Source organism: Aliarcobacter cryaerophilus ATCC 43158 (assembly GCF_003660105.1).
In the GTDB taxonomy this organism is placed as follows: domain Bacteria; phylum Campylobacterota; class Campylobacteria; order Campylobacterales; family Arcobacteraceae; genus Aliarcobacter; species Aliarcobacter cryaerophilus.
On the sequence record NZ_CP032823.1, the window covers coordinates 1,734,057 to 1,755,485 of the forward strand.

28 protein-coding genes are annotated in these 21,429 nt (G+C 26.7%); 4 read left to right on the forward strand and 24 right to left on the reverse strand.

The features are described 5' to 3' along the window. Nucleotides 1-33 precede the first annotated feature (33 nt). The 7 genes from dsbD to ACRYA_RS08800 all read right to left on the reverse strand — a co-directional run bounded on the left by dsbD (nucleotide 34) and on the right by ACRYA_RS08800 (nucleotide 6,130). Nucleotides 34-1,818, reverse strand: coding sequence for a protein-disulfide reductase DsbD (dsbD, locus tag ACRYA_RS08770; RefSeq protein WP_105916824.1), 1,785 nt, complete (start codon nucleotides 1,816-1,818; stop codon nucleotides 34-36). 8 nt (nucleotides 1,819-1,826) lie between these two features. After that, nucleotides 1,827-2,186: a thioredoxin family protein gene (locus ACRYA_RS08775; RefSeq protein WP_105916825.1), complete on the reverse strand. Its 360-nt coding sequence runs from the start codon at nucleotides 2,184-2,186 to the stop codon at nucleotides 1,827-1,829. An 88-nt stretch (nucleotides 2,187-2,274) separates the two neighbouring features. Continuing rightward, nucleotides 2,275-3,207 (reverse strand): 30S ribosomal protein S6--L-glutamate ligase, encoded by a 933-nt coding sequence (rimK, locus tag ACRYA_RS08780; protein WP_105916826.1) that lies wholly within the window; start codon nucleotides 3,205-3,207, stop codon nucleotides 2,275-2,277. A gap of 8 nt (nucleotides 3,208-3,215) precedes the next feature. Continuing rightward, the gene (locus tag ACRYA_RS08785; protein ID WP_105916827.1) at nucleotides 3,216-3,632 is read right to left on the reverse strand and encodes an ATP-dependent zinc protease family protein; all 417 of its coding nucleotides are present in this window, start codon (nucleotides 3,630-3,632) and stop codon (nucleotides 3,216-3,218) included. A gap of 50 nt (nucleotides 3,633-3,682) precedes the next feature. Beyond that, nucleotides 3,683-3,907: a hypothetical protein gene (locus tag ACRYA_RS08790; RefSeq protein ID WP_105916828.1), complete on the reverse strand. Its 225-nt coding sequence runs from the start codon at nucleotides 3,905-3,907 to the stop codon at nucleotides 3,683-3,685. Between the two features lie 59 nt (nucleotides 3,908-3,966). Continuing rightward, complete coding sequence (locus tag ACRYA_RS08795) at nucleotides 3,967-5,340, reverse strand: EAL domain-containing protein (RefSeq protein ID WP_170144481.1); 1,374 nt, start codon at nucleotides 5,338-5,340, stop codon at nucleotides 3,967-3,969. Further along, a complete protein-coding gene (locus ACRYA_RS08800) occupies nucleotides 5,327-6,130 on the reverse strand; it encodes a phosphatidylserine decarboxylase (RefSeq protein WP_105916829.1) in 804 nt (267 codons plus the stop codon). The genes ACRYA_RS08795 and ACRYA_RS08800 overlap by 14 nt, the downstream gene beginning before the upstream one ends. Nucleotides 6,131-6,238: 108 nt before the next feature. Between ACRYA_RS08800 and ACRYA_RS08805 the strand changes: the two genes are divergently transcribed. Continuing rightward, a complete protein-coding gene (locus ACRYA_RS08805) occupies nucleotides 6,239-6,481 on the forward strand; it encodes a hypothetical protein (protein WP_105916830.1) in 243 nt (80 codons plus the stop codon). 32 nt (nucleotides 6,482-6,513) lie between these two features. Here the strand turns inward: ACRYA_RS08805 and mqnE are convergent, their stop codons facing one another. The 6 genes from mqnE to thiS form a co-directional block, all read right to left on the reverse strand. Continuing rightward, nucleotides 6,514-7,575 (reverse strand): aminofutalosine synthase MqnE, encoded by a 1,062-nt coding sequence (gene mqnE / locus ACRYA_RS08810; RefSeq protein ID WP_105916831.1) that lies wholly within the window; start codon nucleotides 7,573-7,575, stop codon nucleotides 6,514-6,516. 9 nt (nucleotides 7,576-7,584) lie between these two features. Continuing rightward, nucleotides 7,585-7,902 (reverse strand): hypothetical protein, encoded by a 318-nt coding sequence (locus ACRYA_RS08815; RefSeq protein ID WP_105916832.1) that lies wholly within the window; start codon nucleotides 7,900-7,902, stop codon nucleotides 7,585-7,587. Then, a complete protein-coding gene (locus tag ACRYA_RS08820) occupies nucleotides 7,892-8,545 on the reverse strand; it encodes a carbonic anhydrase (protein ID WP_105916833.1) in 654 nt (217 codons plus the stop codon). The genes ACRYA_RS08815 and ACRYA_RS08820 overlap by 11 nt, the downstream gene beginning before the upstream one ends. Next, nucleotides 8,532-9,635, reverse strand: a complete 1,104-nt coding sequence (locus tag ACRYA_RS08825) for an aminotransferase class I/II-fold pyridoxal phosphate-dependent enzyme (protein ID WP_176549267.1) — start codon at nucleotides 9,633-9,635, stop codon at nucleotides 8,532-8,534. Before ACRYA_RS08825 ends, ACRYA_RS08820 begins: the two co-directional genes overlap by 14 nt. 173 nt (nucleotides 9,636-9,808) lie before the next feature. Further along, nucleotides 9,809-10,141 carry a YraN family protein gene (locus ACRYA_RS08830; RefSeq protein ID WP_105916835.1) on the reverse strand — a complete coding sequence of 111 codons (333 nt, stop codon included), beginning with the start codon at nucleotides 10,139-10,141 and terminating at the stop codon, nucleotides 9,809-9,811. 3 nt (nucleotides 10,142-10,144) lie between these two features. Beyond that, on the reverse strand, nucleotides 10,145-10,345 hold the full coding sequence (thiS, locus tag ACRYA_RS08835) for a sulfur carrier protein ThiS (RefSeq protein ID WP_105916836.1): 201 nt from the start codon (nucleotides 10,343-10,345) through the stop codon (nucleotides 10,145-10,147). A 124-nt stretch (nucleotides 10,346-10,469) separates the two neighbouring features. Here thiS and pyk point away from each other — a divergent pair, with 124 nt between their 5' ends. After that, nucleotides 10,470-11,951, forward strand: coding sequence for a pyruvate kinase (pyk, locus tag ACRYA_RS08840; protein WP_105916837.1), 1,482 nt, complete (start codon nucleotides 10,470-10,472; stop codon nucleotides 11,949-11,951). Between the two features lie 31 nt (nucleotides 11,952-11,982). Here the strand turns inward: pyk and ACRYA_RS08845 are convergent, their stop codons facing one another. Further along, on the reverse strand, nucleotides 11,983-12,174 hold the full coding sequence (locus tag ACRYA_RS08845) for a hypothetical protein (RefSeq protein WP_105916838.1): 192 nt from the start codon (nucleotides 12,172-12,174) through the stop codon (nucleotides 11,983-11,985). 147 nt (nucleotides 12,175-12,321) lie between these two features. Here ACRYA_RS08845 and ACRYA_RS08850 point away from each other — a divergent pair, with 147 nt between their 5' ends. After that, complete coding sequence (locus tag ACRYA_RS08850; RefSeq protein WP_105916839.1) at nucleotides 12,322-13,911, forward strand: sensor histidine kinase; 1,590 nt, start codon at nucleotides 12,322-12,324, stop codon at nucleotides 13,909-13,911. 20 nt (nucleotides 13,912-13,931) lie between these two features. Continuing rightward, the gene (locus ACRYA_RS08855; RefSeq protein WP_105916840.1) at nucleotides 13,932-14,567 is read left to right on the forward strand and encodes a response regulator transcription factor; all 636 of its coding nucleotides are present in this window, start codon (nucleotides 13,932-13,934) and stop codon (nucleotides 14,565-14,567) included. Between the two features lie 4 nt (nucleotides 14,568-14,571). Here ACRYA_RS08855 and ACRYA_RS08860 read toward each other — a convergent pair whose 3' ends face one another. From ACRYA_RS08860 to ACRYA_RS08905, 10 genes are all read right to left on the reverse strand, one after another. Then, on the reverse strand, nucleotides 14,572-14,841 hold the full coding sequence (locus tag ACRYA_RS08860) for a hypothetical protein (protein WP_105916841.1): 270 nt from the start codon (nucleotides 14,839-14,841) through the stop codon (nucleotides 14,572-14,574). Next, on the reverse strand, nucleotides 14,817-15,173 hold the full coding sequence (gene fliS / locus ACRYA_RS08865) for a flagellar export chaperone FliS (protein WP_105916842.1): 357 nt from the start codon (nucleotides 15,171-15,173) through the stop codon (nucleotides 14,817-14,819). The genes ACRYA_RS08860 and fliS overlap by 25 nt, the downstream gene beginning before the upstream one ends. Before the next feature lie 88 nt (nucleotides 15,174-15,261). Further along, entirely contained in the window at nucleotides 15,262-16,593 is a 1,332-nt protein-coding gene (fliD, locus tag ACRYA_RS08870) for a flagellar filament capping protein FliD (protein ID WP_105916843.1), read from the reverse strand. Nucleotides 16,594-16,616: 23 nt separating this feature from the next. Then, a complete protein-coding gene (locus tag ACRYA_RS08875) occupies nucleotides 16,617-18,530 on the reverse strand; it encodes a flagellar hook-associated protein FlgK (RefSeq protein WP_105916844.1) in 1,914 nt (637 codons plus the stop codon). 56 nt (nucleotides 18,531-18,586) lie between these two features. Then, complete coding sequence (locus tag ACRYA_RS08880) at nucleotides 18,587-19,294, reverse strand: flagellar basal body L-ring protein FlgH (protein ID WP_105916845.1); 708 nt, start codon at nucleotides 19,292-19,294, stop codon at nucleotides 18,587-18,589. Further along, entirely contained in the window at nucleotides 19,291-19,725 is a 435-nt protein-coding gene (locus tag ACRYA_RS08885; RefSeq protein WP_105916846.1) for a hypothetical protein, read from the reverse strand. The genes ACRYA_RS08880 and ACRYA_RS08885 overlap by 4 nt, the downstream gene beginning before the upstream one ends. A 6-nt stretch (nucleotides 19,726-19,731) precedes the next feature. After that, nucleotides 19,732-20,265 carry a flagellar basal body-associated FliL family protein gene (locus tag ACRYA_RS08890; RefSeq protein WP_105916847.1) on the reverse strand — a complete coding sequence of 178 codons (534 nt, stop codon included), beginning with the start codon at nucleotides 20,263-20,265 and terminating at the stop codon, nucleotides 19,732-19,734. Nucleotides 20,266-20,269: 4 nt separating this feature from the next. Beyond that, nucleotides 20,270-20,761, reverse strand: a complete 492-nt coding sequence (locus ACRYA_RS08895) for a MotE family protein (protein ID WP_105916848.1) — start codon at nucleotides 20,759-20,761, stop codon at nucleotides 20,270-20,272. Further along, on the reverse strand, nucleotides 20,758-21,168 hold the full coding sequence (locus tag ACRYA_RS08900; RefSeq protein WP_105916849.1) for a hypothetical protein: 411 nt from the start codon (nucleotides 21,166-21,168) through the stop codon (nucleotides 20,758-20,760). The genes ACRYA_RS08895 and ACRYA_RS08900 overlap by 4 nt, the downstream gene beginning before the upstream one ends. Beyond that, entirely contained in the window at nucleotides 21,169-21,429 is a 261-nt protein-coding gene (locus ACRYA_RS08905) for a flagellar biosynthetic protein FliQ (RefSeq protein ID WP_105916850.1), read from the reverse strand.

Genomic DNA, 21,429 nt, shown 5'->3' on the forward strand with positions numbered 1-21,429 from the left:
CCTAAAAAAAGATTTATTATATATTAAAGGTATTTAATTCTTGAAGTTTTTATCTAAGATTTCTAAAAACTCTTTTGGATTTTTATATCCAACTATCTTTGCACTTTTTACCTCTTGTTTGTTCTCATCCCAAAAAATTAATGCAGGAGGACCTACAACTCCAAATCTTTTTTGTATTGCTTTATCATCATCACTATTTTGTGTAACATCAACTTTTAAAAGTGTAAAATTCTGAAGTTTTTTAATAACATCATCATCTTTAAAAGTAATTTCATCTAACTCTTTACAAGATACACACCAAGTTGCCCAAAAATCAAGTATTATAGGTTTTGAAGATTTTAAAATAGCATCTTCAAGTTGTGCAATATTTTGAATTTTTATAAATTTTAGTTCATCTTGCTTTACAATAGAAACTCCACTTGTAAACTTTTCAAATGGTTTTAGAGGATTTGTAGCTCCACTTACAGCACCAATAATCATAATAACACCAAAAATAAATATTATAGTTGATATAAGTTGTGAAATAATATGTGTATAAACTCTTAAGTAAATACCACTTCCTAAAAGCAAGAAAGACCATAAATACATAGATATTGTTGGATTTATAACTCTATCAAGTAACCAAATAGCAACACCTAACATAATTAATCCAAATATTTTTGTAACACTTTCCATCCAGCCACCTGGTTTTGGCATAAATTTACCAGCTCCTACTCCAATTAGTAAAAGAGGAACTCCCATACCTAAACTCATTACAAAAAGTGCCATTCCACCAAGAAGAGCATCTCCAGTTTGTCCTATATAAACCAAAGCACCAGCAAGAGGAGGCGCAACACAAGGTCCTACTATTAATGCTGATAAGAATCCCATAATTGCAATACCAATAACTCCTTGATTCTCTTTACCCTCAGTTGTTTTATTTATCTTTGTTTGAATTGAACTTGGAAGTCGTATTTCAAAATACCCAAACATTGAAAAAGCAAGGGATATAAAAATAAAAGAAAAAGCTACTAAAACATAAGGATTTTGTAAAGATGCTTGTAAATTTGCTCCAAAAATTCCAGCAATAACTCCAGCAATTGTATAAGCAAGACTCATCGCAAGTACATAAATAAGTGATAAGAAAAAGCCTTTTTTAGCACTCATACTCTCATTTTGTGAAGCTTTTACAATAATAGAAGATAAAATTGGAATCATAGGAAAAACACAAGGTGTAAATGCCAATAAAAGACCAAATCCAAAAAACGTTGCAAGAACAATTAAAGTGCTAGAATCTTTTAAAGATGCTGCTATATTATCTGTTTCGCTTAAATTTTCATTTTCCTGTTTTGAAGAAGAAGCTAACTCATTTTTTTGTTTTATATCTTCTTTAACTGGATCAATAATTTCTTCTTTTACATCTGCTTCAAAAAATATAACTTGTTTTTCACTCATTGGAGCATAACAAAGCCCTGCTTTTGAGCAACCTTGAAACTTAAACTCGATTTCATACTTATTGGAATCTATCTTTGATTTTAATAAGCTATATGGAATTTCAATATTTAAATCATCAAAATGAACAATAAAACCATCGTAACTAACTGGTTTTGATAGTTTTAAATCCTTTAAAAGTTCTATTTTTTGAGGTTTTGTAATATTTACTTGAAGCTTGTCATCATATAAATATATGTCTTTGCCTAGTTCTATTTTTATATTTATGCTATTTTCATTTTTGATAAAAACTACTTTAAATGCCTCTTCAGGTTCTAAAACTTTATTTCCAATTTCTAAAGAAAATGAATAGATACAAAGCATTAAAAAAATAACTATCTTTTTCATATAAAATCCTATTTAAAATCTTTTTTTGAACTATCTAAAAGCTCTTGCGATGTTTTTATTCCTACATACTCTTTTATTGGTTTTCCATCTTTAAAATATATTAGAGTTGGTAACTTTTTTACACCATATTTTTTTGCCAAAACTAACTCATCATCAATATTTACTTTAAAAATTTCAACATTATCTGGTTTGATAATCTCAAAATCTTCTAAATTATTTGCCAAAATCTTACAAGGTGGACACCAAGAAGCATAAAAATCAATAATTGCATTTTTACCTTTTATTTTTTCATCAAAATTATCAATATTTAACTCTTCATAAGAAAATAAAAAATTAGTAAATATTAAAAAAACTATAACTTTTCGCATATCTATCCTTTAAAAAATTAGATTATATATTACATTAGTAAATGAATAGTTTAAAATAAATATTATATTTACTTATAATATTTATTTATTATGCCCCTATACTATCCTTTTTAATCTTTCTTTTTGTTGGATTTGTTGGACAGTTTGGTTTTATATTTTGTTCTATATAGTCCATTATTTTTAGTGCCACATTTATTCCAGTTGATTTTTCAATTCCTTCTAATCCAGGGCTAGAGTTTACTTCCATAACCAAAGGTCCTCTTTTTGAAGTTATCATATCAACTCCACAAACTCCAAGTCCCATGGATTTAGCAGCTGCAAGAGCTATACTTTTCTCTTTTCTATTTAATTTATAAACACTAGCGCTTCCACCTTGGTGAAGGTTTGACCTAAAATCTCCTTCTGCTCCTTGTCGCTTCATAGCAGCAACTACTTCGCCATTTACCACAAAAACTCTTATATCGCTTCCACTAGCTTCTTCAATATATTCTTGAACAAGTAAATTTACATCCATTCCATAAAAGGCATCTAAAACTGATTTTGCAGCTTTTTTACTATCAACCAAAACAACTCCAACACCTTGAGTTCCCTCTAAAATTTTTAAAACTAAAGGTGTTCCACCACTTAGTGCTATTACATCTTTTGCATTTGATTTATTTGAAGCAAAAACTGTTCTTGGTAAATCTACACCATGTTTTGATAAAACTTGAAGACTTCTTAACTTATCTCTACTTCTTGTAAGTGCCAAATTTCCAGTTGTTGAAAAAACATCTTGCATCTCAAAGTGTCTTACTATTGCTGCACCAAAAAAAGTTTTGCTTGCACCAATTCTTGGAATTATTGCATCGGGAACTTTCAAAATTTGACCCTCATAATTTACAACAAGCTCATTTTTCATAATCTCTATTGTACATTTTAAATAATCAATAACTCTTACTTCCCAACTTTTATTTAAAGCCTCTTCAAACAATCTTTTTGTTGAATATAAATTTTCATTTCTTGATAGTATATAAACTAACATTTTATTTCCTACTTTACTAAATTCTTTTTTGAAACATCAACCAAAAACCTATCTTTTAAAAACTTTCTTCCTATTAACATAGGATATTTCATATCAGCACGATTTGTCAGTGAAACTACAGTTTGATAAACTTTTCCTGCAAATTTTACTCGAACTTTTATAGAAGCTCTTAACTGAACAAGACCATTTGAGCTTTTTACACTCTTTGTTTTATAAAGTGGTATTTTTAATTTTTTTCCGTGGTATGAAGGATGAATTTTATCTAACAATTTAAAATGTACAAAGTTATCTTCGTCTACAAATATATCATCACAATGAAGAGAATTTGAGTAAGCTCCTGTATCAATTTTTGCGTCTAAATCAAAAAGTTCTAAATCCAAAATCGATATAGTTTCTACTCTTCCAATAATTTTTAGTTGCAACATAAATCCCCCTAAATATAGAAGGAATTATATCACAATATATTTTTTTAGCTCTATTTTTTAAGATTTTTTACTTTATTTAAAGCTTCTATTAATCCATCAATATTTTCATAAGGAATATGTGCTTTCCATTGAACATCTTCACCGTTTAGTGCAATTGCAATACTTACAATATCAGCTGTATTTGCACCATAAGGCTCAGTTACATTTGAAATAACAATTTTTCCTTTTTTTGTACCTGCTAAATCAAGCTCTTCTATTTTTGTAATAATACTCATCTTTTCTCCTTTTATATTTTGATAAAATTTATCCAAAAAATACTTTTTAGAAGATTAATTTATGAAAATTCTTCATCTGGTTTTCCAAAATAGTAACCTTGGAATTCATCTACATCCAATTCAAGTAAAAGATTAAATATTTCTTCACTATGCACATATTCAGCAATAGTTTTAATTTTTAAAGTTTTACTAAAAGCAATTATTGATTTTACAATCTCATAAGAGTTATTATCTTTATCTATATTTTTTATTAGACTTCCGTCAATTTTTAAATAATCAGGTTTAAGTCTAATTATTCTAATAAAATTTGAATACCCACTTCCAAAATCATCTATTGCTATTTTACAACCTAGTTTTTTATATTTCAAAACAAACTCTTCTAGAAAATCATAATCACTCAAATTTTCACTCTCTAAGATTTCAAAAACTAGCCTAGTTCTATCTTCAAACTTTAATTTTTCCAAAACATTATCTAAATAATCTATAAATTCATAATTCAAAATATCTTTGAAACTCAAGTTTATAGTTATATTTTTTTGAGTTTTCAAAAGATTATCTAAACTTTTTGAGATAATAATTCTTGAAAGTTCTAAATACTGTTTTGTCTTAAATGAAATTCCTAAAAACTTATCGGGAGTAACAATAACAGGTTCATTATTGTAATCAAAATCTCTTATTCTCATCAAAGATTCATATTTTATTACTTCTTGGTTTCTATTTACTATTCGTTGATAAAAAGGTATGATTTTATCTTCATCAACTGCTTTTTTTATCTTTTCTCTCCAGTAAAGTGATTGTATGATAAGCTCTTTGGAATCAAGTTCATTATTATAAACAAAACAACTTTGATTTAATGATTTTGCTTTTTTCAAAGCCATAGCTGCAGTTAATATAGGCTCTTCTTGAAAAATTGAAATTCCAATTGTCATAGATACAACAATATCAACTTTCAGTTTATCAACAAAAATTTTTCGATTTAAAAAAGTCTTATTTAACTCTTCAATTAAGATAAAAATCTCTTCAAATGGTATATTGCTTATATTTGTAAGGGCAAAAATATCACCACTTAATCTATATGCAACAACATTGTGAGTTTTTTCAAAACCTTTTAAAATATTTGACAACTCTTTTAAAACTTCTTCAGCATTTATAAATCCATAAAGTTCATTTAAATCTTCAAAAGCATCTACATCAAGTAAAATAGCAACAACAGAATCTTTTCCTTTTATACTATCTTCAAGAGATTTTCTATTTTTAAGACCTGTAAGTTCATCTTTATAAAGTCTCTCTTCTACCTCTTTTTTTGCACTATCAATAACTTGTTTACAAATATTTTTTTCATTTTTTAACTGTTTTATATATAAAATTATAAAAACAACTGCTAAAAATGTAGTTGCAAATAAGAGAGTATTTAACAAATCAATATTTTGCAATTTTTTGACCAAATTTTACATTTTGGTTTAATAAATCCTCTAAAACTACAAAATCTTTTTCCCAAATCATTACAACTGTAGATCCCATTTTAAAATAACCTAAACAGTCAGCTTTTGAAATTTCAATATTCTCATATGTATAAACTTTTATCTCTTTTGTATCTTTATTTGTTTCAACTCTTGGCTCAAATTCAAATACCATTTGCCCAACATTTAAAGCTCCAACAAAAATCATATAAAAGATTTTTCCATCTTTTTCACACTCCAAAACAACTCTTTCATTTTGAACAAAAAGTTCAATCTCTTTGTTCAGATATTTTAAGTTTACAGGATATAGTTTTCCAGGTACATGAATTAGTTTTTTTAACTTAAAATCAACTGGAGAATGGTACCTATGGTAATCTTTTGGCGATAAATAAAAGTTCATAAAATCACCATTTTCTACTTTTGAGAAATTATCTCTACAATAATAAGTAAGAAGCTCTTCAACACTATATTCCATACCTTTTATTTGTAAAGCTGTATCATTTTTTAACTTCCCACACTCAGTAATTAAACTATCTGTTGGAGAAATAAAAATATCTTTCGAACTATCTATCTCTCTTTTTATTATCAAATCTCTTGTAAAAAGTTCATTTAAAGATTTGTAATGTTTTGAATTTTTAAACTCTTTTAAATCTAGTTTCATAAATTTTGTATAAGCACCATTTATGAACTCTTGAATAGGTTTTGGAAACTCTTTTTTAGCAAATTTACCAAAATATTGTGATAGTAGATTTGTAATATGCATATATTCCCCCGTAATTATTAATCCTTTATTCTAACTTTTTTTTGCTATTTTGTTGCTTTAATAAATTTTCTGATAAGCTTTCCTCTTTAAAAATTTAAAGGTAAAAAAATGTATAAAATATTAATTCAAGATAAATGTAAATGTTTTTTAAATAGTAATTTAAATGGAAGCTTTGAGTTCTCTTCAAAAGATGATGCTCTTTTTAAAGCAATTGAAATAAAAAATATTATGAATAAAACTTTTTGTAAAAAACATAATTTTCAAATACAAGAGATGTTTAATAATTTGGTAATAAAATTTTACAAAGATGAACCTATTAGCTCTTGCTGCGGAAATGGTTGCTGTATTTAATATCTTGGGAACTAAAATTTATTAAATAAATTTTAATAAATTTTTAGTTCATTATAAATACTATCCCTCTCAACTGGAGTAAATCCAGAGTTTTTTATTAAGTCAACAAACTCATTTTGAGCAACTCCATGTTTACTTTTTGCCCCAGCTGCACTTTGTATTGATTCTTTTTCAATTGTTCCATCAACATCATTTGCACCAAATTCTTGAGCTATAAGAGCTAATTTTACAGTTGAAGTAGCCCAATATGCTTTAATATTTGGAATATTATCAAGTAAAATTCTTGAAACCGCATAAGTTTTTAGGATCTCATTTGCAGTTACTGGCTCTTTTACTTTTAAATAGTTATTTTCTGTTTGAAAAACTAAAGGAATAAAAGCATTAAATCCACCTGTAATATCTTGAAGTTCTCTTAATCTTAAAATATGATCAACTCTATTTTCTCTTGTTTCAATATGTCCAAAAAGCATTGTAGCATTACTTTTTTTACCTTTATTGTGCCAAAGTTTATGAATTTCTAACCATTGATTTGAGCTTACTTTTCCTCCGCAAATTCTTTTTCTAACAGTTTCATCAAAAATCTCAGCTCCACCACCTGGCATTGAATCCACACCACTTTTAATCATAGTATCAATAAGCTCTTCATAACTTAAATTATACTGTGTACTTAAAAAATGAATTTCAGCAGCTGTAAGAGCTTTTATATGTATATTTGGGAAATCTTTTTTAATTTTTTTAAATATATCCATATACCACTCTAACCCAGTGTGTGGATTGTGAGCAGAAACTATATGAACCTCTTTTATTCCATTTTTAGATGAGTTTTTTACAGTTTCTAAAATCTCTTCATGACTTAAAGCATATTGGTCTGGATTTTTTCTACTTGCACTATATGCACAAAATTGACAAACATCTTTACAAATATTTGTTGGGTTTATATGTCTATTTATATTAAAATATGTCTTTTTTTGATGTTTTGAAACTCTTATTTTATTTGCATAATGTCCCAAAGTTAAAACATCTAAGTCAAAAAGTTTAACTCCATCTTCATAGTTTAACCTAGTACCATTTTCTAATTTTTCAATTAAAGTCATATTATCCTCTTATTTACAATCAAAATCTTTTGTATATGTTTTATCTTTTTGTTTAGATACAAAACCTATACAAGTTTTATTTAAAGTCTTATCAAAAAATGTTAGTTTATAAACATAACTTTTTTCTTTAGTTATAGTATCTTCAACATTAATTCTATTTACTACTTTTAGATTTTTTATATCTTTATGTCCTAAGTCACTTAAAACTTCATTGAACTTTTGATTTTTTAATAGTTCCAACCAAATAAATATAAATACTCCTAAAGCAATAATAATAGATATTATAACAATAGTTTTTTTAGGTAATTTTCTTGTTTCATAACTCATTTCTAAACTCTTCTAGTGGTTTAAATGTACAATCACTTCCATCATAAAATTCAATACTTCCATTTTCTATTTTATAGTACCAACCATGAATTTGAAGTGTTCCTTCTTTTATTCTTCTCACAATATATGGAAAAGAAAGAAGGTTTTCCATTTGATAAACAATAGATACTTTTTCAGTTGTTCTATATAGTTGTTCTTTATCATTTTTATCAAGTGTTGCCAAAAGTGTGTACTCTTTTGCTTTTTTACCTAATTCTAGCCATTTTTTAACATTTATCAAATCAGGACTATCTCCTAAATCTTGATATAAACTCTTACAAGCTCCACAATGAGAGTGCCCACAAACAATAATATGTTTAACTTCCAAAACATTTACAGCATACTCAATAACTGCACTTGTTCCATGAAAATCTTCATCAGGATTATATGGTGGAACAAAATTTCCAACATTTCTAAGGGTAAACATATCACCAGGTCTTGTATCCAAAACCAACTCTGGTGTAACTCTACTATCACTACAACCAATAAACAAAATATCTGGATTTTGACCCTCTTTTGATAATTGTTTTAAATCTGTCTCATACTTCGAAAATCTAACTTCTCTAAATTTTTTATTACCTTTGATTAAATCATTTATTTGCATTTAAATCCTTTATTAAATTGCAAGCTTTTTTCAACTCATCAGAATTTATATCAATCTTTGCGATGAGCCGAATAATCGCCTTTTTAACTGTTGGTTGCCTTATAGCACCAACTAAAAAGCCATTTTCTTTTAAGAACTTTTGTATCTTTAAAACTTTTTTATTGTCATTTACTAGTATTGGAATTATAAGCGATTTAGAGCTTATTCCTAAATAGCTTTGGATTATACTTAAGTTCTCCTTAATTTTTTGCTTTAGTTTATGATTATTTTTTAAAATATATTTTAAACTTTCGTATCCTAAAGCTGTATCAAAAAGAGATGGGGCTGTCGAATAAATAATTGGTTTTGCTCTATTTTGTAAGAAATCTATTATATTTTTTGAAGATAAAATATATGCTCCATATGAACCATAAGCTTTTCCTAAAGTTCCCATTTTTATATGATTTCGCTCTATTTTAATATTGTAATAATCAAAAATTCCTAAAAGATTCTCACCAATAACACCTGAACTATGAGCTTCATCAACAACCAATAATGTATTGTATTTTTTTGATAAATCAAAAATCTCTTTTTTTGCAATATTTCCACTCATTGAGTAAACACCCTCAATAGCTACAATTTTTCGTCCTTTTGATGTACAATTTTTTAACTTTTCTTCTAAATCTTTTTCATCATTATGAAAAAAAGTTACAACTTGATTTTTAGGAAGAAGTTTAGAAGCTAAAATCCCACTTGCATGGTAATCTTCATCTATAAAAAGAGTGTCACCTTTTCTAACTAAACTTTCTATCATAGAGATATTTGCTAAAAATCCACTTCCAACAATAACTCCTTTTTCAAAACCATTTGCTTTACAAAGTAGATTTTCAAATTTTTTATGAATTTTAGAATAACCATTTACAAGCATAGATGCTTTTGGAGAAAAATAATGATATTTATAAACTCTTTTAAATGCTTTTTTAAAAAGCTTTCTATTTTGTGCAAGTCCAAGATAATCATTTGAAGCAAGATCAAATAAATCTTTTTTAAAAACAACTCTTTTTCTAAATCTATTTGATTTTTTTATAATCTCTAACTCTTTTTCGTACAAAAAACTCTCCATAAGTAATATTACATATATAAAAATACACTAAAAGTAAATTTTAAAAATATTTTTATAAAATGCTAGTCTACTGCTATTAAAATAAATTATAATTCTTTTGTACTGCAAAAGTATATACAATAAAGCCAAAGGTGTTTCTGCGACCTTCACCTTTGGTCTTCTTACATAGTAATATTTTCTAAAATCTCAATTGAATCTTCATTTACAATAACTGCATCTATACAAAATGCTACATTCAGTTTTTTTATTTGTAAATAATAATCTACACTTTTCTTTATTTTTGATAATTTAGATTTTGTTAAATTTTGAACTGCTAACTCAAAATTCTGTGCAGATTTTACTTCACAAAAATGATAAACATTATCTTTTTTTGCAATAATATCAATCTCTCCGAGCTTTTTAGCATAAAAATTTGTTTCAATTATCATATAATTTAAGTCAATTAAAAAAGATATTGCTCTTTTTTCAGCAAAATCTCCTTTTTCTCGACTCATAAATCATCCACCACCAACAAAGTTTAAAAGCTCTATTGTGTCATTATTTTTTGGTATATAACTACTCCAACTCTCTTTTTTTACAATATCCATATTTACAGCACAAGCCATAACTTTATCTTCAATCTTCAGATTTTGTATAATTTCTTGTAGGCTTAAATTATCTTCTAATATTTTATCTTGCCCATTTATAATAACTTTCATCTTCTTCCTATTAATATTATCCGAAATTATACTAATATTCATCTTATATCTATTTTATAGTAATTTGTAATTAAAAAGTAATCAATAATTTAATATAATAAAAAATCAAAATAGGAGATATTTTATGGATAAAAAAACAAAAATTTTAGCAACACTAGGACCTTCAAGTAACAGTTTAGAAATGATTGAAAAGTTAATTGATGCTGGCGCAAATATGTTTAGACTTAATTTTTCGCATGGAAGTCACGAGTATCACCAAGAAACTTTAGACAACATAAGACAGGCCATGGAAAATAAAAAAAAGATTGTAGGAATACTTCAAGATATATCTGGTCCAAAAATAAGAGTTGGAGAACTAAAAGAACCATTTTTATTGGAAAGTGGTGATATTCTAACATTTTCAGAAAAAGAAATTATAGGTGAAAAAAGAGCTTCAAAAGATTACATTGTTTCAATAAATTATCCAGATATTTTAAAAAAAATCAAAGTTGATGAATATATCTATTTATACGATGGAATTATTAGAGCAAAAGTAATAGAAGTAACACCAAATGTAAAAGCCCAAATTGAAAATAGTGGAACTTTAAGCTCAAGAAAAGGGGTTAATTTTCCAAATACAGTTATAAATATTGAAGTTATTACAAAAAAAGATGAAGCTGATATTGCTTGGGGAGTAAAAAATAGAGTTGATTATTTTGCAATATCATTTGTACAAAATGCAAAAGATATGAGAAGAGCAAGAGAACTTTTAGGAGATTACAAAGGTAAACTAATAGCAAAAATAGAAAAATTTGATGCAGTTTCAAATATTGATGAAATTATCGAAGCAAGTGATGGGATAATGGTTGCAAGGGGAGATTTAGGAATAGAAGTTCCATATTATGATGTTCCTACAATTCAAAAAATGTTAATAAAAAAATCAAATGCAAAAGGAATTCCTGTAATTACTGCAACTCAAATGCTTCTTTCAATGACACAAAATGAAAGAGCAACAAGAGCTGAGATTTCAGATGTTGCAAATGCTGTTTTGGATGGAACTGATATTGTAATGCTAAGTGAAGAGAGTGCAGTTGGAGAAAACCCTGTAAATGTTGTTGAAACAATGCATAATATTATAAGTCAAACAGAAAAAATATTTGACCACGAAAAAAGATACAAATTTACATATCTTGATGAGTTTGATGTAATTCAAGCAACAGTTACAAAACTTGCAGATGATTTAAGTGCAGATGGTATTTTATCACTTACAAGTAGTGGAAATTCTGCTAGAAAAATGTCAAGATATAGACCAATAACACCATTATATACTTTTGCACACGATAAAGAGACACTTACTGGTCTAACTGCTCTTTGGGGAGTTGAACCAATTACAACAGTAAAAGAGGCTCAAGCTTCAAAAATGATTCAAAGAATGTTAAGAAGTTTAGAAAAACGAGAAATTTTAAATAAAAAAGGATTATATATATGTACTGTTGGCTATCCTGTTGGAATTCCAGGAAGTACAAATACTATAAAAATTTTAACTCCTAGTGAAATAGAGTTTTACTTAAACTTTAAAGAAAATAGAGAAAAAATAAAAACTGAAAAAAAAGTAAATTTAGCATAAAAAAAAGAGAGGCAAAACCTCTCTTTTAAAATTAGATGAATATAGAATAAGGTATGCCTTCTATATCAATAAAAACATTATTATTTAACTTTATCCAGTCTTTTTCATCATCTTCTTCAAACTCTTCTTCGATATAATCATAAAAAGTAGTTTTTGCCCCTAAATCATTTGATGACGAGAAATCTATTATATAGAAATCTCCTATATTAATAGAACTATTCAAAGTAATTTCCTTGTTCGTTTTTATTAACCTTTTCGGCAAAATAATTATATATAAGCAAAATGTCAATGAAGTGGCAAAATTAGCAATTATTTTAAAAATTACTAATTTAAACTAATTTTGAGTAAAATTATCTTTTCAGGAGTAAAATTGAATATAAAACTACCAAAATCATCAACATTATTGTTTGTAAATATATTAATTTTTTTATTTATTACACTATTTGCATATTTTATACTACAAGAAAATATAAAACTAAATAACTCAAAAAATCAAGAGATACTTTTTTTCAAAATTAAAGATAAAAGCTCTGCCCTTTTAACAAAAGTTTTGCAAAAGTATCATAGTAAAAAAGAGTTTATAAAAGAGAAACATAAAATGGCTTTAACTCTTTTAGAAGATGGTTTAGATGTTGATACTATAAAAACAATTTTAAATAAAGATTTAAAATATAATAAATTTGAAGTTTTTATACTAAATAAAGATTTAATAGTAGAAGATAGCTCTATTTTTACAGATATTGGAACTGATTTCTCTTTACTTAAAAAACAGTTTAAGAAATTTGAAAATAATGACAATATAGAAGTAGCAATTCCTGAATACTCTTTCGAGTTTCTAAAATTTGTAAGTTACTCTACTTCTAGTTTAAAAGATGGTAAATATTTTCAACTATCATACTCTTATGATGAGTTTATAAGTGAGTTAAGAGAGATACAAGAGTTTATAAATAATACTCCTATTATTAAAAAATCTATCTCATATATTATTTCTAATGATTATATTGGAAACTTTGCTTTTAAAACTATACCTTCTCATAAGCAAACAATAGAAGAGTTAGAAGGTAGACTAAAAAAAGGAACTGAACTTTTGGGAATATTGGGAAATAATAGTTATATTTCATATCACAAAAAAATTGATAATGATGAGCTTCACATAGCTTACTTACTTCAAAATAGTCCAATTTACAAAGATGCAGAAATTTTATATTGTATTGTTTTTGATGAGAATAAATTTAGTAGAGATATTTTGTATCTAAAATTAGTTTCATTTTTTGTTTTTATTGCTGGAGCAACTGCTATATATCTAACTTATAAACTAAGAACAAAAGAGCTCCTTTTGAATTATAAAGATAAATTTATTGCTCACTCTATTCATGAAATAAAAACTCCACTATCAATTATTACAATAAATATTCAACTAAGAGAGAAACTTTATGGAGATGATAAATACACAAAAAAGATAGATGGAGCTTTGAAAACTTTAGAAAATTCATATGAAGATATGACTTTTCTTCATACAAAAGATAAAATTGAGTACGATATTGTTGAAATTAATCTTCAAAGAGCTTTAGAAAATCGTGTAAAATATTTTAGCACAATTGCTGATTGTCAGAATAGAAAAATTGAACTTATAGCTTACAATAATTTTTATCCTAAAATGAGCAAAATTGAGCTAAATAGATTGGTTGATAACAATATTTCAAATGCTATAAAATATTCAAACATTGGTTCAACTATATCTATAATTTTAAAAGACAATATCCTTGAATTTCACTCAAAAGGTGTTAAAATAGAAAATCCAAAAGGAATATTCAAAAAATATAAAAGAGAAGATAAAAATACTGGGGGGCACGGTTTGGGCTTAGCAATAGTTAGTGATATTTGTAAAAAATATAATTTTGAAATAGAGGTTTTAAGTCAAAACTCTATAAATACTTTTAGATATATTCTAAATTATTAATAATTTTAGGGAGAATTATTATGAAGATTTTTTTGCTCGAAGATGATTTTGCATTAAATGAATCAATAAAAGATATGCTAGAAAGCGAAAATTTTATTGTTGATTCTTTTTATGATGGTAAAATTGCACTTGATAATATAAATGGCGATTATGAGCTTTTTATACTAGATATTTTTGTTCCAAATTTAAATGGTATTTTACTTTTAGAAAAAATAAAACAGATTAATAAGAACTCAATTGTATTTATTATGAGTGCAAACATTGATATTGATACAATAAAAGGTGCTTATTTAAAAGGATGTGATGACTATATTAAAAAGCCTTTTAATATTCAAGAATTACTTTTCAAACTTGCAAAATTTAAAAAAAATAATAATATTTTTAAGTTTGACAATGAGACATTATTTGATATGGAATCAAAAAAATTTATATTCAATAATAGTGAAATTGAACTGACAAAAAATGAAAAGAATTTTCTTCATCTTCTAATATGTAATCAAGGAAAATGTGTAAACTATACCTTAATAGAAGATGTCGTATATGATGGAGATTTCAAAAGTTTAGATGCAATTAGAAGTTTGATAAAAAGGCTTAGAAAAAAACTTCCAAAAGATATTATATTCAATAATCTTGATGAGGGATATTTCATAAAATAGTTTTCTAATGTTTTAGAAAACTCTTCATTTTTTTTATATTTTTCAACTCTTCACCAGCTTCTTTTTGTTGCTCTTTCAAAAAGTTAATATTTCTATAAAATAACTCTTCTAATACTTTCAAATCATTTACTTCCAAATCTAAATCATTTATACTAGATTTATAAAAATGCTCACTATACCAAGAAACCAAATTATTTGCTTTCTCATAAGATTCTAAAGAATCGATATAAATCAACTCTTTCAAAAGTTTTATAGACCAGTCTCTTCTTTCCATGCGTCAATTAATCCTTGTACTACTTTTATAACTTGATTGATTGAATTTAGATTATCATCAACTCCAGCACTAAAAAGAGTCTCTATTTGATACAAATATAAGCCATCTAAATAGTATGCAACTTCTCCTCCGTCAAAATCTAAAACATTTCTAAGTTCATCAAATATTGCAATTGACTTATTTATATATGTAAATTTATTTTCAACATCACCATTATTTATTGCACTTTTTGCAAAGGATAAATACTTTATTATACCTTCATAAAGTTTTAAAACCAAAGCATAAGGGTCATCTGATACTGCATTTTGTTGATTATATAGCTCAATCCCCATAAAATTTAACTCCAAAAACAATTTATTTTAGTATATTATATATTTACTTAAATGCAAGATGGCTTAAAAGCCACCTTTTTTAATATTCCTAATTCGAAGATTGTGATTGTAAAATAAGCATTTTTAAACCAGAAAACGATGATTCCATTTGATTTATCATAACTCCATATGAAGCAAATTGTTGAGCCATCAGAGAGTATCTATTATCAAGAGTTGTTTCTGCAGCTTCTTTATCTTTTTTTAATCTCTCTTCTCTTTCTAACATATTTATTTCATAGTCCAAAAGATTTTTTGTAACTCCACTAATACTAATCGCTTCATCCATAGATGTTGCTATTCCTTTTTTATCAGGTGTTCCTGCAAATAAAGCCTCTAAATCAGCTGTTCCATTTTTTATTGAAGCTTCAAAATCTTTTTGATTAAAAAGTATATCACCACTTTTCTCATCTAGTGAAAATCCAAAGCTAAATATAGATTTATCTCCTGAACCTGTTCCAAAAAGTTCATTTTTGATAGTTGCTAGCATATCTCTTAAAGCACCTTTATTATCAACACTAGCATCAGCACTATAAATCTCATTTTCAATAGTTGCTCTTAACTCATTAAACTTATCAGCGAAATTTTTCATTTGAGCTGAAAGAGTTGTTGTATCATTTTCTATATTAATTGTTGAATCACCAGTTTCTTTTGTTGCTGTTATTTTTAAACCATCAATTGTAATAGTATTTGAACTAGATGAATAATCAATTCCATCAGATTTTAATTTCATATCTTGAGCAGATAAAACATTTGTAAAGCCAAAATGAGTTGAAGAATCTCCTCCAATTGTAATCTTATTTGTAGTTCCTGTTTCAGTACTTTTTATTGATAATCTAAAATTACCAGTTGAATCTTCTACTAAAGATGCTTGGACACCACTAATTTTATTGATTTCTGCTACTATCTGACTATATGTTTTACCTTCTGTTTCTATAGGGTCAAAGTTTTTATCTCCCAAAGATAAAGTTAAAGTACCTTTTCCAGTTAATGGTTGATTTAACGTATCTTTATTAAATGTAGTTGTTTGCCAAACATCTTTTTGTGCTAATTGACTCACTTGAACTCTCATACTTCCAGTTTTTAAAGTACTTAAATCATCTGAATCAAAAACAACTCCTTCTCCAGAAACATTTGCACTTTTTTGTTGAAAAGCATTTGCTCCAGTAGTTTGATTTAAAGAAAAAACTTTAACAGCATCCATAAGTTCATTAACTTTTGTTGTTACATCTGAAATAACTTTTTTTTCACTTTCAAACTTTTCAAGTTTTTTCTCTATTGGTTCAACTGTAGCTTTTCTATCAACAGCTTTTAATTTTTCTAGCATATCACTGCTTAGTGAGGCTGCTTGACCTTGTCCGAGTCCTAAAATTCCTTCTGCCATTTGCTACTCCTTATTAGTAAGTTTTATCTCTTCATACCAAGAAGAGTTTGTATCATTTCATCAACTGCTGAAATAACTTGAGCATTTGCACTAAATGCTGCTTGAAATTTCATCAAATCTATCATCTCATCATCTGAATTTACTTTTACAACTTCATTATAAGCTGTTCCTAGATTATTAGCGATTGCATCTTGTACTTCAAAGCCATAACTTGCTTCCTCTTTGTCAGTAGAAACTCCTACTTTTAAATTTCTGTAAAACTCTACAAAAGAAGTGGAATTTAAATCGTTTGAATTTTGTGCTCCACCCTTGAATGATAAATTCTCTTTCCACTGAAGAGTTGCTAAATAATCCAAGTTTTGTTGATTCAAATCATTTACTGCATTTTTATCAAATTTTAATGTTTTAATACTAGAACCACTAAACAAATTCATATTTACAATATCTCCACCATTTGGTGGGAATGGTGCAGTATTATGAGCTTCAGAAGCATCTCTTCCATAAACATAATCATTTTCACCAACTCTTATGTATGAGCTATTTACATCAGCTAAAGTTTGAGCAAATTGATCCAATTGATCTAAATATTTTTGAAACTTATTATTTGGATTAGAAGTAGCTAAATTCTCAACTTGAGCTCTCATAGATCCACTTTTTAAATTCAAATCTTGATCCAAAATAGTTAAAACTGTATCACTTTGAGCAATTTTACTCTCTTTATCATTTTTGTATATAGTCTCTCTTCCATCTACATCCGTACCCGTTTTTCTTTCAATACTAAATCTTCCAGTGAACTCATTGTCAACTCCTGGTAAATTTGACTCTATTTTTAAATAGTTATCACTATTTGGATACATAGGAATTTTGTTACCACTTGCATCAAGAGTATATTCACCATTATGAGCAGTAACTAGTTTACTCATGTTTTGATCGCTATTTATTTTAACCATAAATGCTCTTGTTAAATTATCATTATCAACAGTCATAGTTGTATCAGGGGTATTTGGATCACCATCCCAATTTCCAGTTATTGACTCACCAATCTTAACACTCACAGAAAACTCATTATTTAACTTATAAGTTATAGTATCATCAACATCATAAGGTGCTTTTGGTGTAAAATCTGAATTATATTTCAAAGCATCAAAAACGGTACTAGAGCCATCCGCATTCTGTCTAATATGATTAAACTTATCAATTTGATTTGTTAATCTATCTTCTATTTGTATCTCTTTATGGAAAATATTATTACTAACAGCAACAACTCCACCTATTTTTATCTCATAAAAACCAGCATCTCTATTTATATCAACATCAACAAATTTTGATAATTCAAGTTCAAGTAAATCTCTCTTATCCAATAAATCATTTACAGAAGGATCATATTTTTCAATTTTGACATTTACATCTGCAATCTCTTTTAAAATTTGATTTACCTTATTTACATCTGTTTTTAATTCAACCTTTTCTATTTGTGCTTGTTTTTCTATACTTGAATATAAGTTTTGCAAAGATTCAACAATAACAGCACCCTGAGTTTTCATATAACTTCTATTAACTTCTGAACTAGGATTTGTTCTTAAACTCTCAACAGACTGAAAATATCTATTTAAATCAACTGAAAAACCACTGCTATTCGTTTCTGCAAAAATTTTTTCAATTCCACCTAGCATATTTGAAGATTTATCCAAATAATTGGCTTTTGTTCCCTCTTGCATAAACTTGTCATACATATACTGAGAAGTAACTCTTGATATTCCACCAAAGTTTACACCTTGACCAGTTATATGAACACCATTTAATCTAATTTCGCTTAAATCTGCTACTCTTTTTTTATATCCTGGAGTATTTCTATTTGCTTGATTGTTACTAACATTATCAATAGCATACTTTGATGTGTTAAGCCCTGTTTGAGAAACACTCAATGTAGAAAACATATTTACTCCCTTTTTATAATATGTAAAATTATTGCATTACATTTCTTAATTTTAGTTTAAAATGGCCATATTGCTCTTAATATTTTTGTTCCCCATGGAACTTGCAGTAAATCAGCTTCTGCTCCATCTTTTTTATAAAGCATTTTTAAATTTGCAATTTGTGAAGAGTTTACTGAATTATCAGATGTTATATCGTATGGTCTTATAACTCCTGTTATTACAATCTCTTGTTTTTGTCCATCAATTATCACCTCTTTATTTCCTTTTATGAAATAGTTACCATTTTGATAAGTTTCATCAATAATAGCTGATATTTTAGTATCAAAATTCTCATTTACTTGAGTTTTTACTTTTCCTTTATCACTATCACTACTTTCTGTATTAAAATTTACTCCAAATACAGAATTTGCTTTATCTGTTACTCTTCCAACTGTACTATTTAATGGATCTGTACCCATAGAAGCAAACATTCCTCCACCAAACTCATTCTTTCTATCACTTGTTAACTCTCTTTTATTATCACTTTTTTGTGTAATTCCTTCACTTATTACAACTTGGATTATATCTCCAACTTGTAAATCTTTTTTATCTGCAAAAAGTGATGTTCCTTGAACTGAATATAAAGAACCTTTGTTTTTTCTAACAACTGGTGGCTCTTTTGTTACTTGTTGCGGTGGTTTTGTAAAATCAATTTTTGGCTCAGTTAAGGCTCCGCAAGATGTAAATAACAAAGATATTATAAATAAAAATAAAATATTTTTCATCCTAATTTACCTTTTAAAACATGTTCCAAATCAACTACTACTACAATCTCTTTGAAACTTTTTTTTATAAGTGCCATAGCACCATATCTAATAGTTATGGCATCTATATTTGTATTTGGGTTTAAAACATAAATAACTTTATTTTTTATAATTTTTATATCGTTTATGTTATTTTGCCCTATTAAATCAACAACTTTTTCAACTTCGATTAAAATAACTCTTTGAGCATCTAATCTCTCTTTTTCTTTTTTTTCTTGCTCAACTTGAAGAGCTATTTTTTCATCTTTTTTTGCTTTTTCAAGCTCAACTGCTAAAATATTTTCTTCTTTAATTAAAAGAGAAATATAGATAATTCCAAAAAAAAGTGAAGCTATAATAATTACTTTTATAATCTTTGAGCTACTATTTTTTTTTCTAACTTTTACTATCATTTTCTCTTATTTTATTACAAATGTTGTAAAAAGAATATTATTAACAACATTAGAATTCGTTTTTGTTACATAGTTGATTACATTGTTGATTTCCCCTACCAACTCATCTTTTAATAGATTTTTACCACCAACAGTTAATAACTCTTCTGAACTTCTTGAACTTATTTGAGTAATAACAACATCTGTAATTTCTGCTAAATAATCTTGAACTATTGTTGCAATAAGAGGGTCACTACTTCTAATAGAAAAAGAGAGTTTCATAATCTTCTCTCTACCTTTTGAATCTGTAAGATTTAAAACAAGCTCATTCACATCTGCTTTAAATTTTGCATCATTACTTGATGGTGAACTAGAAGAAGTTTTTGCGAGTTCTTCTGTATTATTATTATTTGAACCTTGATTACTAGCTGAAATTTTATTCAATAAAAAATATGTTCCACCTGCAACTGCCATAATAAGAACAATCACAAGTACCAATAAAACTATTAGTAATCCTTTTCCATCTGATGTTTTTTTTACAACTTCGTTTTCATCTGCCATTTTTTTAGTCCCTTTTCTGCTTATCTTTATTGTATCTTTCTAATTTCTGAACCAATCTTGATGAATTCTCAACACTCATTGTCTTCATAATATTTGATACATTTGATTCCTTTAATCTGACGATTATATCAAAAACATCTTCAATTTTACCTTCTAGTATCATTTGATCAAAAATATCAGAAGCAACTTTTGCTTTCATAAGTTCAAAAACTCTTATTGATTTTTTAACAACCTCAGCTCTTATATCTTTTAATGTCTCATCATTTTTTTCATATAATCTTTTAATTTCTGCTTTCTCTTGCTCTATTTTTACTAGAATATCTTCAAGTTCTTTTTTTTGTTTTTGATACTCTTTCTCTTTTTCATTATAAAAATTATTTAATTCATTTTTTAACTCTAAAACTTCCATTTTCTGTTTAGTTAATGAACTACTTGTTTCAACAGCTGCATTTAAAGATAGTGAAAAAACTATTATTATTAAGATTTTATTTATCAATTTTTTCCTTTAATATATTTACTTTGAATGAACTCTTCACTCTCTAATATTTCAAAATGTAAAGCATCTTTTCTTTTTTGTTCTTTCTCTTCATCCAAAATATATTTATATTGCTCACTCTCTTTTTGTAATTCTATAATCTCTACAAATATATCATCTATTTTTTTTAGAAGTTGGTTTTTTTTACTTAATAAATTTTTTACCTCAAATCTTAAAGTATCTTTATGCATAGCTAAAATCATAAAATCTGAAATTGAACCTAGTTTTTCAACAGTTGTTGTATTTATTCTATGATTTAAATCTCCAACTTCTTTATCTATTTTATAAACTTCTTGCTCTAAACTTGATTTTTCTATTAGTTTTTGTTCAGTTTGTGTTTTTTTAAGATTGTATAGTTTTTTTATCATCTACTTACCAAATATTAAAATCATATTCCATAAATCTATTGTAAATGCTTCAATATGATCGCCAACCCAAGGAAGTGTAAACAATATAAATGCTGATACAAAAATCATTTTTGGTACAAAAGAGAGTGCTGCATCATTTACTTGTGTAACAGCAGAAAATATAGATATGATAAGTCCTATAATCATACTAACCATGAGTGATGGCATACCAACTAACAAAATTATCTTAACTGTATTTTGGGCAATTGCCAATAAATCCAT